The organism is Bizionia paragorgiae, from assembly GCF_900107625.1.
GTDB classification, from domain to species: Bacteria; Bacteroidota; Bacteroidia; order Flavobacteriales; family Flavobacteriaceae; genus Bizionia; species Bizionia paragorgiae.
This window is the reverse complement of record NZ_FNQK01000007.1, coordinates 96,056-110,005: the sequence shown is the minus strand read 5'-3', so window position 1 is coordinate 110,005 and position 13,950 is coordinate 96,056. Positions and strand designations below refer to the sequence as shown.

Sequence of the window (13,950 nt, the reverse complement as noted above, 5' to 3'; positions counted from 1 at the left end):
GTGTTGTTTTGTTCTAATAGTTTATTTTTACCCTATGTTTCATAACCCTAAGACCTATACCATAGAGGAGGCTAAAAGAAAGCTAGAGCATTACTGTGCCTATCAAGAGCGCTGTCACCAGGAGGTACAGCAAAAGTTATACGGTATGAATATGATACCAGAAGCGGTCGATCTTATTATCGTTCATTTATTGGAGCACAATTTTCTTAACGAAGAGCGCTTTGCTAAAACCTTTGTCCGCGGAAAGTTTAATATAAAAAAATGGGGCAAACATCGGCTAACAAGAGAGCTTAAGAAGAAAGATATTTCTAAGTACAATGTAACACAGGCAATGAAAGAAATCGATGAAGACGAATACTATAAAGTCTTTAATGAACTCGCCGAAAAAAAAGCACTTTTGATAGAAGAAAAGGATGTGTATAAGAAAAAGAAAAAGCTAATTGATTATTTGTTATACCGTGGTTGGGAGTCTCATTTGGTATTTGATAAGGTGAATGAGCTCATTAAGTAAAGGATATAAAAAAAAAGTCTTTCAAGATGCTCTTGAAAGACTTTTTTTATGCTTTATAGTGGGGCTTTCTTAAAGATTAAAAATAGCGCCAATATTTACTGTAAATTGATTGTGAATTTTTTCTGCTGGTGTTAAACGGTCGGTGTCATATTTTGCTAATGGCGTGTTGAATTCTGAATAAATTCCGAAACCACTAGTAAAGAAATAACGCATACCAAAATGCCCACCAAAATTCTTTAAACTTAAGCTTAATCCTGGATAGAAATCAAGGTTTTCGCTAATGTTTACAACATTTCCTAGGTTTGCATTAAACCTTGCTTTTAAATCGAAACGTTCAATAAAAGCTTTGTCAACACCATTGTATACGTTTAAAGCGTAGGTAGAATTCATACCTATCGAGAAGTTTTCTCCCAGTCCGTAATCGTACCCAATATTAAGTCCGGAGGCATTATTTTGTAAGTTTGCTCCAATAAAAAATTTCTGGTCACCTTTACCGGTAAACGATTGGCTATTTGCTATAAATGCAGAAAATAACAGGGCTATAAGTAGTATTTTTTTCATGTTTAAATTATGATTTATTAATATTAGTTAATGCTTTTTCGTTTTTCCAATCAATCCATTGCTGACCTTTTAAACGTCTCATTAAGTTGTCAAAATTACGCATTACAATTATATTATATAAGGCTTTTCCTAAATTTTTAGGTCGTCTTGCAATGGCTCTTAAGCTCATAGAGAATCCGGGGGTTATATAACGCATATAATGCCAATACCCTTCCGGCATGTATAAGATTTCACCGTGATTTAATTCGCCGTGCCAGCCGTTTGCTTGTTTTAAAGCTGGCCATTTTTCAAAATCAGGATTAGAGAAATCAATATCTTCCCTGGTAATTAGTGAATGAGGAATTTTATATAAGTACTTGTTTTGATTTTGATCAAAAAGGATAATTTCTTTTTTACCTTCAAAATGAAAATGGAAAATATTGGCCAAATCAATATCGTAATGCATAAAGGTATAGGAGTCTTTTCCTCCAAAGAACAACATGGGTAAGCCTTTCATTAGCTTTAGGCCAAAATCGGGGAAGTTAAAATCCTTTTGCAGCTCGGGGACTTCTTTTAAAATATTCCATAAAAAAATACGGTATTTCGTAGGTTTACTTTTTAGTAAATCTATATACTCACTCATTTTCATAGTGGCGTGAGGTTCGTTAAACCCGTCTTTGTAATCTACCGGTCTATCGTCGTATAGCGGAACAGTTTTCTCTCCCGCAACCTGTTTCATATAGTCTAAATTCCATTTGGAATAAGCTGGCCAATCTTCTATGAAACGCTCTATAATTACCGGTTTTTGAGGCTTAAAATAATGACGTATAAAGTCATCTTTCGAAATAGTCTCTACACGTGGTATATTTTTAAGGTTCAAATTTAAAGTGTTATAAGTTTAGCCTACAAAGTTATGAAAACGTTATTAAACCAAAAGTCTTATAATAATACTTTAACTATTTTAGGGTCTTATGTTTATGTTTTGCTAACTCGTTACGTTCTATTTTATGATTTGGTCGTGTCCATTTCGGTTTTTCGCCTAATGATTCGTATTCAGAATCTGAAGCTTCTACCGTTTGTGGTTGTGTTTTTTTTGTGAATGGCTTTTGTGGTGTTAATCCTAAAGCTCTAAATAATTCCATATCCTCATCGACGTCTGGGTTAGGAGTTGTTAGTAGCTTGTCTCCCGCAAATATGGAGTTCGCTCCAGCAAAAAAGCATAAAGCCTGTCCTTCTTTTGTCATTTGTGTTCTACCAGCGCTCAATCTAACTTGGGTTTCTGGTAAAACAATTCTAGTGGTAGCCACCATTCTAATCATATCCCAAATGGCTATAGGCTCTTGGTTCTCTAATGGCGTCCCTTCTACCGCCACTAAGGCATTAATAGGTGTCGATTCGGGTTGAGGATTTAAAGTGGAAAGTGCGACTAGCATACCGGCGCGGTCTTCAATTTTTTCGCCCATTCCAATAATACCGCCCGAACAAACGGTTACATTTGTTTTTCTAACGTTATCTATGGTTTGTAAGCGGTCTTCGAAGCCACGGGTAGAAATAACTTCTTTATAGTAGTCTTCCGAGGAATCTAAATTATGATTGTAAGCATACAAACCAGCTTCAGCTAACCTTTTGGCTTGGTTTTCTGTAATCATTCCTAAGGTGCAGCAAACTTCCATATCCAGTTTATTAATGGTTCTCACCATCTCTAATACCTGATCAAATTCCTCACCATCTTTTACATTTCTCCAAGCGGCACCCATACAAACGCGAGAACTTCCTCCAGATTTTGCACGTAAGGCTTGTGCTTTAACTTGTTGTACAGTCATGAGGTTGTTTCCCTCTACATTCGTGTGGTAACGTGCTGCTTGCGGACAATATCCACAGTCTTCCGAACACCCTCCAGTTTTAATGGATAATAAGGTGCTTACTTGAACAGTATTGGGGTCGTGATGCAAACGGTGAATTGTAGCTGCTTCGTAAAGTAGCTCCATCATTGGCTTATTATAAATATCTAGAATGTCTTGGGTGGACCAATTGTGTTTTGGTTTACTCATGGGAATATAAAGCTAGGTTGTATGTAAAAAGCCCTAGAGTTACTATAACTTTAGGGCTAGAGAATAGTAAGATGCTGTTTATTTAAAATTATATTTCAAACCAAATAGCAGATTCCCTTTTGGCATCGGAACTAAATTGGTTTCCGTATATTCTGTGTTGAATATATTGTTAGCTAGTATAGAAAATTCTAGTGTTTCTAGTGTGTAATTTACGCCAGCATCTACTACAGTGTAGCTTTCTCCCGAGGTTCTTTCTGCATATTTATAAACAATATTGTGAGTAATGTTTTTTAGAAACTGCGTTTGTAAAGCGGCAGTAGCATGATGTTTTAATGAATTTATTGAGTATTTAGAGAAATTATTAAAGGCTTTTAAATCATCTTCTAAAAAGGTGTATCCCGCTTTTATATGTTGATTAAAGCCACCAAGTTTAAAGCCGTATGAGGTGTTAATTTCTACCCCTTTTGTGTTTAAATCTCTCGTATTGGTTGCTTCCCATAAATCGGTTTCGTTTTCCTTAACGTAGTCAATTAATTTCTTAGAATCCCTGTTAAAAAAGGCTACTGAAGCATTAAATTTTCCGTGGTTATATTTTATTCCTAATTCTTCAGCTATTGCTTCTTCTGGGTCTAAGTTTTCATTTCCTATAGTTGTTGGATCACTGTAATATAAATCAGTGTAGGTAGGGATTCTGTACGTGTAACCTATGTTTCCATAGATTTTTAAATCGTCGTTTAATCTATATCCTAAATCTATCCCTGGGAACGCATGAAATTTAAAATCTGAGAAGTAGTTTAGAGCTACTCCAGGCGTAATATCTAATTTATTATTTAATACTTTAAAGCGATGTTCTAAAAATAGAGTGGTCATAAATCTGTTTCTATCTCCTAGATTATTACTAGATAAATACACTTTTGCAACATCTACACCAAAACCAGTAACACCAATATTTGAAGTGTATGATGCATCTACAGCTGCCCCCACCTTATTGGTTTGGTGTAAGTTTCTGTATATAGACGGATTCTCTCTTACAAAGACGTAGGTGTCTTGGTTTCTTTTCCAATAAAGTTTTGGTCTTAAAATTAGATTCTTAGATCTAATTTCGGTGGAAACACCAACTAAACTGGCTTGTGTTTCTTCGTATTGGTTTATAGCAGATGGACTGGCATAAAAACCATTGGCACCGAATTTTCTTTCTTGAAATGACGCAATTAAATTTATAGGCGTGTGTTTCGTATTGAAAGCACTTTTTATAAAATAATTTTGGTTGTCATAATCTGTATTATGTCGGTACCCTTCCGAAGTATTTCTAGAGACCTGTACAATATGTGAGGAGTTTTCGAATTGGTTAGAGACTAAAACAGAACCGTGAAGTTGACCAAAGGAACCTGCTTGGGCCTTTACCGAAACTTGATCTCCAGTATTCTTTTTGGTTACAATATTAACGGCTCCTGTAAATGCATTTTGTCCAAATACACGTGCTGCGGGGCCTTTAATAATCTCAACACGTTCGATTAACTCTATGGGTAAAGCCATGTTTAGGGTGTGGTGACCAGTTTGAGCATCATCTACTTTTATCCCATCAATTAATAATAAAGTTTGATCAAATCCACCACCGCGTATGTATAAGTCGGCTTGCATACCTGCAGTTCCTCTACGTCTTACATCTACGCCAGCAAACTGTTGTAATAAGTCCGCTACAGTATTAGTGGCGCTTCTTTTTATATCCTCTTTGGTAATAACGGTTATGGTTCTTGAGTTTTCAGAAAATGGTAAATCAATTCTATTGGAAGTGATTATTACAGAATCTAAAACCTGTTCTTGGTCTAGCTTTTGGGCTTGCGTTGTTATTGAAAGTAGTACAAGCAAGATAAATAAGGGATGACGTTTCATAATTTTAAGTATTCTTGTTTTTTTAAGAGCGGCAAAACTACTAACTTTCCGGATCATTAAAATAGTCCAGTTTTAAAATGATAGATAGTCCGGTTAATGCCATGCTGAAATCACTTGTACACTTTGAAAAGTCGCCAAATACGGCAATTTATATTCAAATAGCACAACAGATCATTAATGCTATTCAACGAGGTTACCTCCCTGAAGGTACGGCTTTACCTGGAACTAGAACGTTTAGTACTCTATTTTCTATTAATAGAAATACGGCTGTTGCGGTTTATGATGAGTTGGCTTCGCAAGGTTGGGTTGAAATTGTAGCAAATAAAGGGACTTATATTTTAAAGCCTGAGAAGAAAACGGCGGCTATAAAAGGAAGTACCCAAGGTTTAGAATTATTAAACGCTTATCCTAGTACGGCTGGATTTCCGTTTCAACCGTCTTTTAATTTAGCGTCTACCGAAGAAGAGTCTACTTGTAAGTATGTACTTAATGACGGTCAGCCAGATTTGAGATTACATCCTACGCATCAGTTTTCGCGTTGGTATAGTGCATCTATGAAACGCGCGTCATTAATTTCTAAATGGAATCAACCCCAAGAGCACTCCTACTCTTCATTTAGTGCGGCTTTATGTAACTATTTAAATGCAACCCGTGGTTTTCATATCAAACCACAAAATAGTGTAAGTACGCGAAGTACAGAAATGAGCTTATATATAGTATCTCAGCTTTTGGTGAAAAAAAATGATGTTGTTTTGGTGGGGCGCTTAAGTCATTATAAATCGAATATGATTTTCCAACAGGCAGGGGCTAACATTATTACTATTCCTGTTGATGAGCAGGGTATTGATGTCGATTTTATCGAGCAGAATTTTACGCGACATAGTATTCGCTGTGTGTATGTTTGCGCACATAGGCAATATCCTACAACGGTTACGCTTTCTGCCGAACGCCGATTAAAGCTATTAAAACTAGCAAAGGCTTATGGATTTGCTATAATAGAAGACGACTTTGATTACGATTTCCAGTTCGATAGTTCTGCCATGTTACCTATGGCAAGTGCCGATGGTGAGGGTGTTGTTATTTACTTAGGCCGTTTGGGACAGTCGTTTTTTCCAAGCTTTCAAATAGGTTTTGTGGTTGCCCCCGAGAATATAATTAAGGAAGCCAAAAACTACTTGCAAATCTTAGATAAACAAGGAGATTTAATTCAGAAACAAATCCTGCAAGAGTTAATCACAGAGGGCGAAATACATCGATTAATTAAAAAAAACACCACCGTCTACAAGCAACGACGAGACGTTTTGTGTGCGAGTTTAACAAGGTGTTTTAAAGGGTGTGCATCTTGGCAGGTTCCTTCGGGAGGCTTAGCTATTTGGTTGCATTTTTATCCTACCATATCACTGATAAAACTAGCTGAAATCGCGAAACAAAAAAACTTGTTCTTACCTAAAACTATACTGTATCAAAATAAGAGCATCTGTGCCATTCGCTTGGGATTTGGTCATTTAAACGAAGAGGAAATAGAAACTGTTGTTGAGATTTTAAAAATGGCCTATAATGAATTGCTAGTCTAATTGAACGATTTAATGCCCATAAACACATTAAATATCGAGTAAAATTTTTCAGGTTCTTCTAAATAGGGATTGTGACCACTTTTTTCAAACATTTCAAATTGTGCTTGTGGCATAAAGGTTTTGTATTGTACGGCAAACTCAGGAGTCGATACACCATCATATCGCCCAGCAATGATTAACGTTTTTGCTTTTATATCTTTTAATTGACGTCTGTAATCTTGGTTTATCATGCTCCCTGCCACATGAAAGTCGCCATCTAATCCAATAATTGTAGTATACACATCATTAGCCCAACCTCTAAATCTTTTTTTAGGTGTATTTTGCTTTAATTGGGTGTTGTGATAATAGATATATTTGGTAGGGAAATTCCCGTAAACTGTTTTTAAAGGCTCTTCGCTAGATACATAACCTAAAGCGCGTAATGAGTCTACTTTTTTCCATTTTTCTGGAAAATGGGTTTTTGCATAATGGTTGTAACTATCACAATTGGCTTGCCACATCGCGCCGGAATGAAAGCCATTTATCAATACCATTTTGTCTACATTATTAGGGTATTGTAGTGAATAGGCTTGTGCCGGAACAGTGCCATAAGAATGTCCGACTAAAGATATTTTATCAAAGTTTAATAGTTTTCTAAGTTTTTCAATTAGTAAAACGTCGTTTTCTACGGTGTATTCTGAACGCTCTTTGGCATCATCACTTAACCCTCTGCCCAACCAATCAAAAAACACGACAGTGTTGGTGTTGTAATAGTGACCAAAATTACCTTGCATATAGTCGTGAGAATTCCCGGGACCTCCAGGTAAGAAGAAAATAGGATCACCGCTGCCCTTTAATTCTACATTAATTTTATAACCATCTATGGTGTAATATTTAGAGTCAAATTTTTCAAAAATAGTAGGATCTTGTTGCGCTATAGTAGAAATACTACTAAGTAAAAGTACTGCGAGGAAAGTGTTAAATAAGGACTGCATATAAAATAAATTTAGTGTATTAATGAATGTCAACTACGGTATGGCAGTTGTCACATTGATAGTTGTCTTTAGCATAAAATGGAAGTTTACCAGTGAGAAAACCTAATAAAAAGGAGGTAAATGACTTCAAGTCGGTAATGGTTGAAATTTTAGAAATACCTTTGCTAAGGCATTGGGGACATGTTATAACATCACCTTCATCGTCTATGGCGTATTTTCTTATGGTTTCTAAAATATGTTGAGCCTCTAATGCTTGCGTTGCATAAACTTTAAGTTTTACACCGCCAATAGCATTGCTAACTAAGGGGTCGGTGTCAATAGTTAAATTATCGGTTAAAAACACTTGAATGCCTTCAGATTCTAGACGGCCTTTAATAATCTGGGCTTCCGAGGAGTATTGAAATCGCGCTATGGTTTTGAAGAGGTCACTCATATTAGATTGTTTATTAATGGCTTGTGTCCCACATGTAGAACGGTTGCTTTACAAAGGTAGCGAAGAGCGTGATAACTTAATAGCTTTCTATTGGAGAATTATAGGTTTATAATCATAAGTGTTTAGGGTGTGGTTTCTTGGGCTTTTAGCGCCTCTTTATCTATCCATTTGAAGTCATGAGCTATTGTAGCATCCAGTAAATCAATATTTAATTCTTCTGAGAGATGATAGGCAATCTCTAAAGCCGATTCAAAATAAGGTTCGCTGTATAAGGAGAAATGGCAATTGTTGTCATACCATAAATTAACGCTAAAGGTGGTAGATCCATCACGTAATTTTTCGGTGAATAAGGACACGTACTCATAATTTTTTATGGTTATCCATCGTCCAATTTTTAATGGGCCTATTTCTTTTGTGGTTCTAAATTTAGAATGTTCTATGTCAATGTAAATACGCTGATGTATACTTAGGGATACCCCAAAACCAATTAAATACAATGGGGAAATAAGTTGTGGCGTTGAATGATTTAGGAAGGATAAGTCGAAAAAAACAAGGAGAATAAAATCTAAAATATAGGTAAAGGCCAATGTAAAACAAATAGAGGCAAGTATTAATCGCCAAAAAGGACGTTTTCTTTCAGAAATAATTACAGGTCGTTTTTCCATGTAGTAAATATATAATAAAGCATCAGTTTTTATGGGTTCATATTTTAAATGAAGGACTGTTCTGGCTTAAATTAAAAATTTGTAAACTATTTTTTATAGGAAATTATCGTTTTACAATAATTTATGTATATTTGTTATCGTTAAACGATAAGTTTTAGGTTCCGAATAACAGCGACCTGATCTTAGCTGTTTTATTCTATTCCCCCTAGACTGTCAATTTAATTGGTCAGTATTAATTTTTAAATCGGTATGGTATGAGAAAACTTATTATTTTAAAATCGTTAGTAGACTTTATTTGGTTTGTATCCTGTATACCCTTTTTGCTTTTAGGTTTATTTTTTAGCGTATATATCTTTTTTGATGTAGAGGCTCTAAAAATTTATAATGTTTTAGAGCAAGGTGTTGTTATTACGCCATGGTATTTAAAGCTGGTGACGGTATTTCTATTGGTAATGCTGTATGTTTTAATATATAGCTTTTATTTGTTTAGGAAGACTTTGCGTTATTTTCAACAGGTTAAACCTTTTGACACTTATGTTATAAACACCTATAAGAAAATAGGAAATTTACTTATTGTTTCGGGCATTTTAAGTGCCGTATTTTTCTTTTTATTTCATTTATTAGTAAAAAGTGAGCTACAAATTAACCTAGGAATAATTCCGTATTTATTTACAATCTGTTTAGGACTGTTTTTTTTAATCTTAAGTGAAACCTTCAAAATTGCGAAACTAGCAAAAGAAGAAAATCAACTAACTATTTAATTATGCCTATACGTATTAATTTAGATGTGATGTTGGAGAAGCGGAATATGAAAAGTTACGAATTGGCGGAGCGTATAGGGATTACAACGGCTAATCTTTCTATTTTAAAAACGGGTAAAGCAAAGGCTGTTCGATTTTCTACCCTTGAAGCGATTTGCGAGACTTTGGCTTGCCAGCCCGGTGATATTATGGAATACGTAGCAGATTAGTATAGCGGGGTTATAGATGGGTTTGCCGAGTCTTATTTTGTTTATCTTTGTTCTACATTTTTAGAACTGTATTAAAATACCGTATCTTTAGGAGATAATTTTTCATTAATACGCCAAAAATCCTTGTTATATGATTTTACACAAGTCAGAACACCTAACATTTTTTACACCCGACCATATTGAAGGGCTGGGTGCTCATTTTGTCGATGCAGGTATTTCTGCTGGTTTTCCATCGGTTGCTGATGAGTTTGTTGAAAACCGATTGTCATTAGATGAAACCCTAGTAAAAAATAAGGAAACGACCTTTTATGCGAAGGTTAGCGGACAGTCGATGGTGGGAGCAGGGCTCGATGATAACGATCTTTTGGTTATTGATCGCAGTTTACAACCAGCGAATAATAAAATAGCTGTGTGTTTTTTAGACGGTGAGTTTACGGTTAAACGTTTGCGTGTCGAGAGAGGGGAAGTCTGGTTGCAACCTGAGAATCCAGACTATCCGATAATTAAAATCACCGATGCTAACGATTTTGTGATTTGGGGAATTGTTACGAATGTGATTAAAAAAGTATAGTTTGTAATACTAAAATATAAACACAAAAAAAACGCGAAGCTTAGAACTTCGCGTTTTTTATACCTTATAATGGGATTATTATTCTACTAATATAATAACTTTATTATCTTTTAATTCAAGTGTTCCCGACTGTATAGCTACGGTAAGCACTTTGTTATCATCCTTATGCGGAACAATAGTAGCATGTAATTTATCAGATGCGATTTGACCTTGATTATGCGTACTAATTTTAATAGTTCCTGGAGCTAAAAGCGATACGATAGGAACGTGATTATTTAACATTTGAAATTCACCGTTGATACCTGGTACAGTAACAGAATCGATGTCGCTGCTAAATAATGTTGCTTCTGGTGATACAATTTCTAAATACATAGTGTTTAAGTATTGTGTATTGAGCGATTAGTCATTTTGAAATATTGAGATTAATAAGTCTCAGTACTAATTTCTCACTACTAATTATGCCTCAGCTAACATTTTTTCTCCTGCTTCGATAGCTTCTTCAATAGAACCTTTAAGGTTAAATGCTGCTTCTGGTAAGTGATCTAATTCACCGTCCATAATCATATTAAATCCTTTAATAGTTTCTTTGATATCTACTAAAACTCCTGGGATACCTGTAAATTGCTCAGCTACGTGGAAAGGTTGTGATAAGAAACGTTGTACACGTCTTGCTCTATTCACGGCTAATTTATCTTCTTCAGATAATTCCTCCATACCTAAGATGGCAATAATATCTTGTAATTCTTTATAACGTTGTAATAACTCTTTTACACGAGTTGCACAATCATAGTGCTCATCACCTAAAATATCTGCAGCTAAAATTCTAGATGTAGAATCTAAAGGATCTACCGCTGGGTAAATACCTAACTCTGCAATTTTACGAGATAATACTGTTGTTGCATCTAAGTGAGCAAACGTTGTTGCTGGAGCTGGATCGGTTAAATCATCCGCAGGTACGTATACCGCTTGTACAGAAGTAATAGATCCTCTTTTTGTTGATGTAATACGCTCTTGCATCGCACCCATCTCTGTTGCTAATGTTGGTTGGTAACCTACCGCAGAAGGCATACGACCTAATAATGCAGATACCTCAGAACCGGCTTGTGTAAAACGGAAGATGTTATCAACGAAGAATAATACATCTTTTCCTTGTCCTTCACCAGCACCATCACGGAAATACTCAGCAATTGTTAAACCAGATAAGGCAACACGCGCACGTGCTCCAGGTGGTTCGTTCATTTGTCCGAATACGAAAGTTGCTTTAGAATCTTTCATTACAGATTTGTCAACCTTTTGAAGATCCCATCCACCTTCTTCCATAGAATGCATAAAGTCATCACCATATTTGATAATTCCTGACTCTAACATCTCACGAAGTAAATCGTTTCCTTCACGTGTTCTTTCACCTACTCCTGCGAATACAGAAAGTCCACCGTGTCCTTTTGCAATATTGTTAATCAACTCTTGGATTAATACAGTTTTACCTACTCCGGCACCACCAAATAAACCAATTTTACCTCCTTTTGCGTAAGGCTCAATTAAGTCAATTACTTTAATACCTGTAAATAATACTTCCGTAGATGTTGATAAATCTTCGAATTTTGGTGCTTGTCTGTGAATTGGTAAACCATTATCTCCAGATTTAGGTAAATTTCCTAAACCGTCAATGGCATCACCAATAACATTAAATAAACGTCCGTAAACATCTCCTCCAATTGGCATTTGTATTGGCGCTCCTGTAGTGTGAACTTCAGTACCTCTACTTAAACCATCTGAAGAGTCCATTGCGATAGTACGCACAGTATCTTCACCAATGTGAGACTGTACCTCTAATACAAGAATAGAACCGTCAGGTCTTTTAATTTCTAATGAATCGTAAATTTTTGGAAGTTCAGAACCTGCTTCGAATTCAACATCGATAACTGGACCTACTATTTGTGCAACTTTACCTGTAACTTTTGACATTACTTATCTATTTAATATTATGCTGTTTAATTAACAGAAAACACGACTTGTTTTCGCGTGCAAAGATAGTGGATTTAATTTAAAAATAAAGTGGTTTTTTAAACCTTTTTTGAAAGCAAAAAAGCCTTTAACTGTTTTACACGGTTAAAGGCCTTTAAAATGCTTGGATTTTATTGTAAATTATTGCAATCCAGCCGAATAGTTTGTGTTGAAATTTGCTATATTTACTAAATGACCTGAGGCTTCAAAATTGGAATTGTACTTTGCATCGATACTTTTTAGGAATTCATTGGCCATCGCAGCATAGCCTCGAGACGTTAGGTGAACCCCATCTAAAGAGAAAGCGCCACCAGTTACCAAATCGGATGTTAAAATATAATCTCCCGATTGTAATCCCGATTGTGCAAGTTGATTTAATATGTTATTAGCATCTACAAAAGCAAGGTCAGCATTGTTTGCTGCTGCTTGAATGGTGGCATTAAAACTTGCTGTCGCTGCCGATATTTCTGCTTGCTCACTAGGAATTAACACCCACTTGTCTTCTAGCGGAAGCGTAACGCCTTCTACCGAAAACTGAGCTGCTAGTGCTTGAGAAAAGCCTTGCTGCATTAATGCGGCTACCGATGAAGTATTGATTGTACCTATAACCTTAGAACTTGGTAACACAAATAAATCTTCTGGAGTTGCTTGTCTGGATTGTCCGTAAGCATTACCTAAATAAGCGGCTACCGTTGGAGCTGCTGATGGTGGTAATCCAAACTGTGCTAAAAACGCAGGAAATGTCGGGCTGTTATTTAGTTGTTGAGTAATGATCCCTGATATGTCTGCTAACGATTCGTCTTTAATAACAACTGCACTAGCATCTGTTTCTGAAAAAATAATCACACGATCCGGATCTACCGCACTAAATATTGGGTTTAAAGCTCCAAATACCATGTTTAATGTTGGAATTTGCGGTCCGAAGTTAGGGTCTAAAGGCGAAAGAGGGTTGTAGGGTACCGTAGTAAAATGCGGTGTAGAAGCTACGTTTGGAATATTTGCGACAACGCCTTTTGTACCTCCTGTGGTTAGTGTGCTTATTAAGGTGTTATATGCAAAATCAAAAGTCGCTTGGTCTGTAATTGGGTTAGTACCATCGCCACCAGATACCGCGTAACCTAATACGTCGTTGTTTCCTATCCATAATGAAAAGAAGGTTGGTGCTTGAGCCATAGCATCGGCAAGCACAGAGGTTGATGATGAACTAGCCATCCTTACAAAATAAGGGTTGGCTGTTGGTGGTGAGGCAAATAAACCCGATAACTCACCGTAATTAGGTGCTAATAAATGATAGCTTTTAGCTCCAGGAACGCCCATATTATTAAACGGACCTGTCGGATTATTTAATACAATGTCTGTTGTAATAGTTGCCCCAGGGTTAAGATTTGTGATGGGCACGGGTCCGGCGCCATCAAAAACCAATCGCGGACCAAAGCCAGGGAGTGGTGAGCCTCCAGCTAATAAGCCGCCAACATTATCATTGGTTAATGGTTGTGTGAATTCACCACCTCCAGTAAGTGCGAATTGTGAGGCTAGAATGCGTGGCATAGAGTTTTCTTGTGCTATTTTAAATAGGGCGCCATCAGAGTAGCCTGCAGTTAGCGAGTTTCCTAAGGAAACATAAGTTGAGAAATTTGCGCTTCCGCGAGTTAATTCTGGTAGGGGTTGTACAGAAAGTGCAGCATCATCATCGCTACTACATGCTGTAAAGCTAATAATTCCGGCAAGAAGCCATATATATTTAGTTTTCATAGTCATTTTCTA

15 protein-coding genes are annotated in these 13,950 nt (G+C 36.2%); 5 read left to right on the top strand and 10 right to left on the bottom strand.

The genetic code is table 11. The annotated features are described in order from the left end of the window. Positions 1-34: 34 nt before the first annotated feature. The gene (locus BLV64_RS06650; protein WP_092133420.1) at positions 35-511 is read left to right on the top strand and encodes a regulatory protein RecX; all 477 of its coding nucleotides are present in this window, start codon (positions 35-37) and stop codon (positions 509-511) included. A gap of 69 nt (positions 512-580) precedes the next feature. Here the strand turns inward: BLV64_RS06650 and BLV64_RS06645 are convergent, their stop codons facing one another. The 4 genes from BLV64_RS06645 to BLV64_RS06630 form a co-directional block, all read right to left on the bottom strand. Continuing rightward, a complete protein-coding gene (locus BLV64_RS06645; protein ID WP_092133419.1) occupies positions 581-1,072 on the bottom strand; it encodes a DUF6646 family protein in 492 nt (163 codons plus the stop codon). 7 nt (positions 1,073-1,079) lie between these two features. Next, positions 1,080-1,931 carry a cupin-like domain-containing protein gene (locus BLV64_RS06640; protein WP_092133418.1) on the bottom strand — a complete coding sequence of 284 codons (852 nt, stop codon included), beginning with the start codon at positions 1,929-1,931 and terminating at the stop codon, positions 1,080-1,082. 76 nt (positions 1,932-2,007) lie between these two features. After that, positions 2,008-3,102 carry a biotin synthase BioB gene (bioB, locus tag BLV64_RS06635; protein WP_092133417.1) on the bottom strand — a complete coding sequence of 365 codons (1,095 nt, stop codon included), beginning with the start codon at positions 3,100-3,102 and terminating at the stop codon, positions 2,008-2,010. 78 nt (positions 3,103-3,180) lie between these two features. Continuing rightward, positions 3,181-4,995, bottom strand: coding sequence for a TonB-dependent receptor plug domain-containing protein (locus BLV64_RS06630; protein ID WP_092133477.1), 1,815 nt, complete (start codon positions 4,993-4,995; stop codon positions 3,181-3,183). Between the two features lie 77 nt (positions 4,996-5,072). On the opposite strand from BLV64_RS06630, the gene BLV64_RS06625 reads away from it, so the two are divergent. Continuing rightward, positions 5,073-6,569: an aminotransferase-like domain-containing protein gene (locus tag BLV64_RS06625; protein WP_092133416.1), complete on the top strand. Its 1,497-nt coding sequence runs from the start codon at positions 5,073-5,075 to the stop codon at positions 6,567-6,569. Here BLV64_RS06625 and BLV64_RS06620 read toward each other — a convergent pair. The 3 genes from BLV64_RS06620 to BLV64_RS06610 form a co-directional block, all read right to left on the bottom strand. Beyond that, positions 6,566-7,543 carry an alpha/beta fold hydrolase gene (locus BLV64_RS06620; RefSeq protein WP_092133415.1) on the bottom strand — a complete coding sequence of 326 codons (978 nt, stop codon included), beginning with the start codon at positions 7,541-7,543 and terminating at the stop codon, positions 6,566-6,568. The two genes, BLV64_RS06625 and BLV64_RS06620, sit on opposite strands and share 4 nt — an antisense overlap. A 19-nt stretch (positions 7,544-7,562) precedes the next feature. Then, positions 7,563-7,976 (bottom strand): putative signal transducing protein, encoded by a 414-nt coding sequence (locus BLV64_RS06615; RefSeq protein WP_092133414.1) that lies wholly within the window; start codon positions 7,974-7,976, stop codon positions 7,563-7,565. A gap of 122 nt (positions 7,977-8,098) precedes the next feature. Continuing rightward, positions 8,099-8,641 (bottom strand): hypothetical protein, encoded by a 543-nt coding sequence (locus tag BLV64_RS06610; protein ID WP_092133413.1) that lies wholly within the window; start codon positions 8,639-8,641, stop codon positions 8,099-8,101. A 254-nt stretch (positions 8,642-8,895) separates the two neighbouring features. Here BLV64_RS06610 and BLV64_RS06605 point away from each other — a divergent pair, with 254 nt between their 5' ends. The 3 genes from BLV64_RS06605 (at position 8,896) to BLV64_RS06595 (ending at position 10,182) form a co-directional block, all read left to right on the top strand. Further along, the gene (locus BLV64_RS06605) at positions 8,896-9,402 is read left to right on the top strand and encodes a DUF2975 domain-containing protein (protein WP_092133412.1); all 507 of its coding nucleotides are present in this window, start codon (positions 8,896-8,898) and stop codon (positions 9,400-9,402) included. A 2-nt stretch (positions 9,403-9,404) separates the two neighbouring features. Then, positions 9,405-9,611: a helix-turn-helix domain-containing protein gene (locus BLV64_RS06600; RefSeq protein ID WP_092133411.1), complete on the top strand. Its 207-nt coding sequence runs from the start codon at positions 9,405-9,407 to the stop codon at positions 9,609-9,611. A gap of 130 nt (positions 9,612-9,741) precedes the next feature. After that, complete coding sequence (locus BLV64_RS06595) at positions 9,742-10,182, top strand: LexA family protein (RefSeq protein ID WP_092133410.1); 441 nt, start codon at positions 9,742-9,744, stop codon at positions 10,180-10,182. A 78-nt stretch (positions 10,183-10,260) separates the two neighbouring features. Here the strand turns inward: BLV64_RS06595 and BLV64_RS06590 are convergent, their stop codons facing one another. The 3 genes from BLV64_RS06590 to BLV64_RS06580 all read right to left on the bottom strand — a co-directional run bounded on the left by BLV64_RS06590 (position 10,261) and on the right by BLV64_RS06580 (position 13,938). Beyond that, complete coding sequence (locus BLV64_RS06590; protein ID WP_092133409.1) at positions 10,261-10,554, bottom strand: F0F1 ATP synthase subunit delta/epsilon; 294 nt, start codon at positions 10,552-10,554, stop codon at positions 10,261-10,263. Between the two features lie 84 nt (positions 10,555-10,638). Continuing rightward, on the bottom strand, positions 10,639-12,147 hold the full coding sequence (gene atpD / locus BLV64_RS06585) for a F0F1 ATP synthase subunit beta (RefSeq protein WP_092133408.1): 1,509 nt from the start codon (positions 12,145-12,147) through the stop codon (positions 10,639-10,641). A gap of 180 nt (positions 12,148-12,327) precedes the next feature. Next, complete coding sequence (locus BLV64_RS06580) at positions 12,328-13,938, bottom strand: SGNH/GDSL hydrolase family protein (protein WP_092133407.1); 1,611 nt, start codon at positions 13,936-13,938, stop codon at positions 12,328-12,330. Between the last annotated feature and the right edge of the window lie 12 nt (positions 13,939-13,950).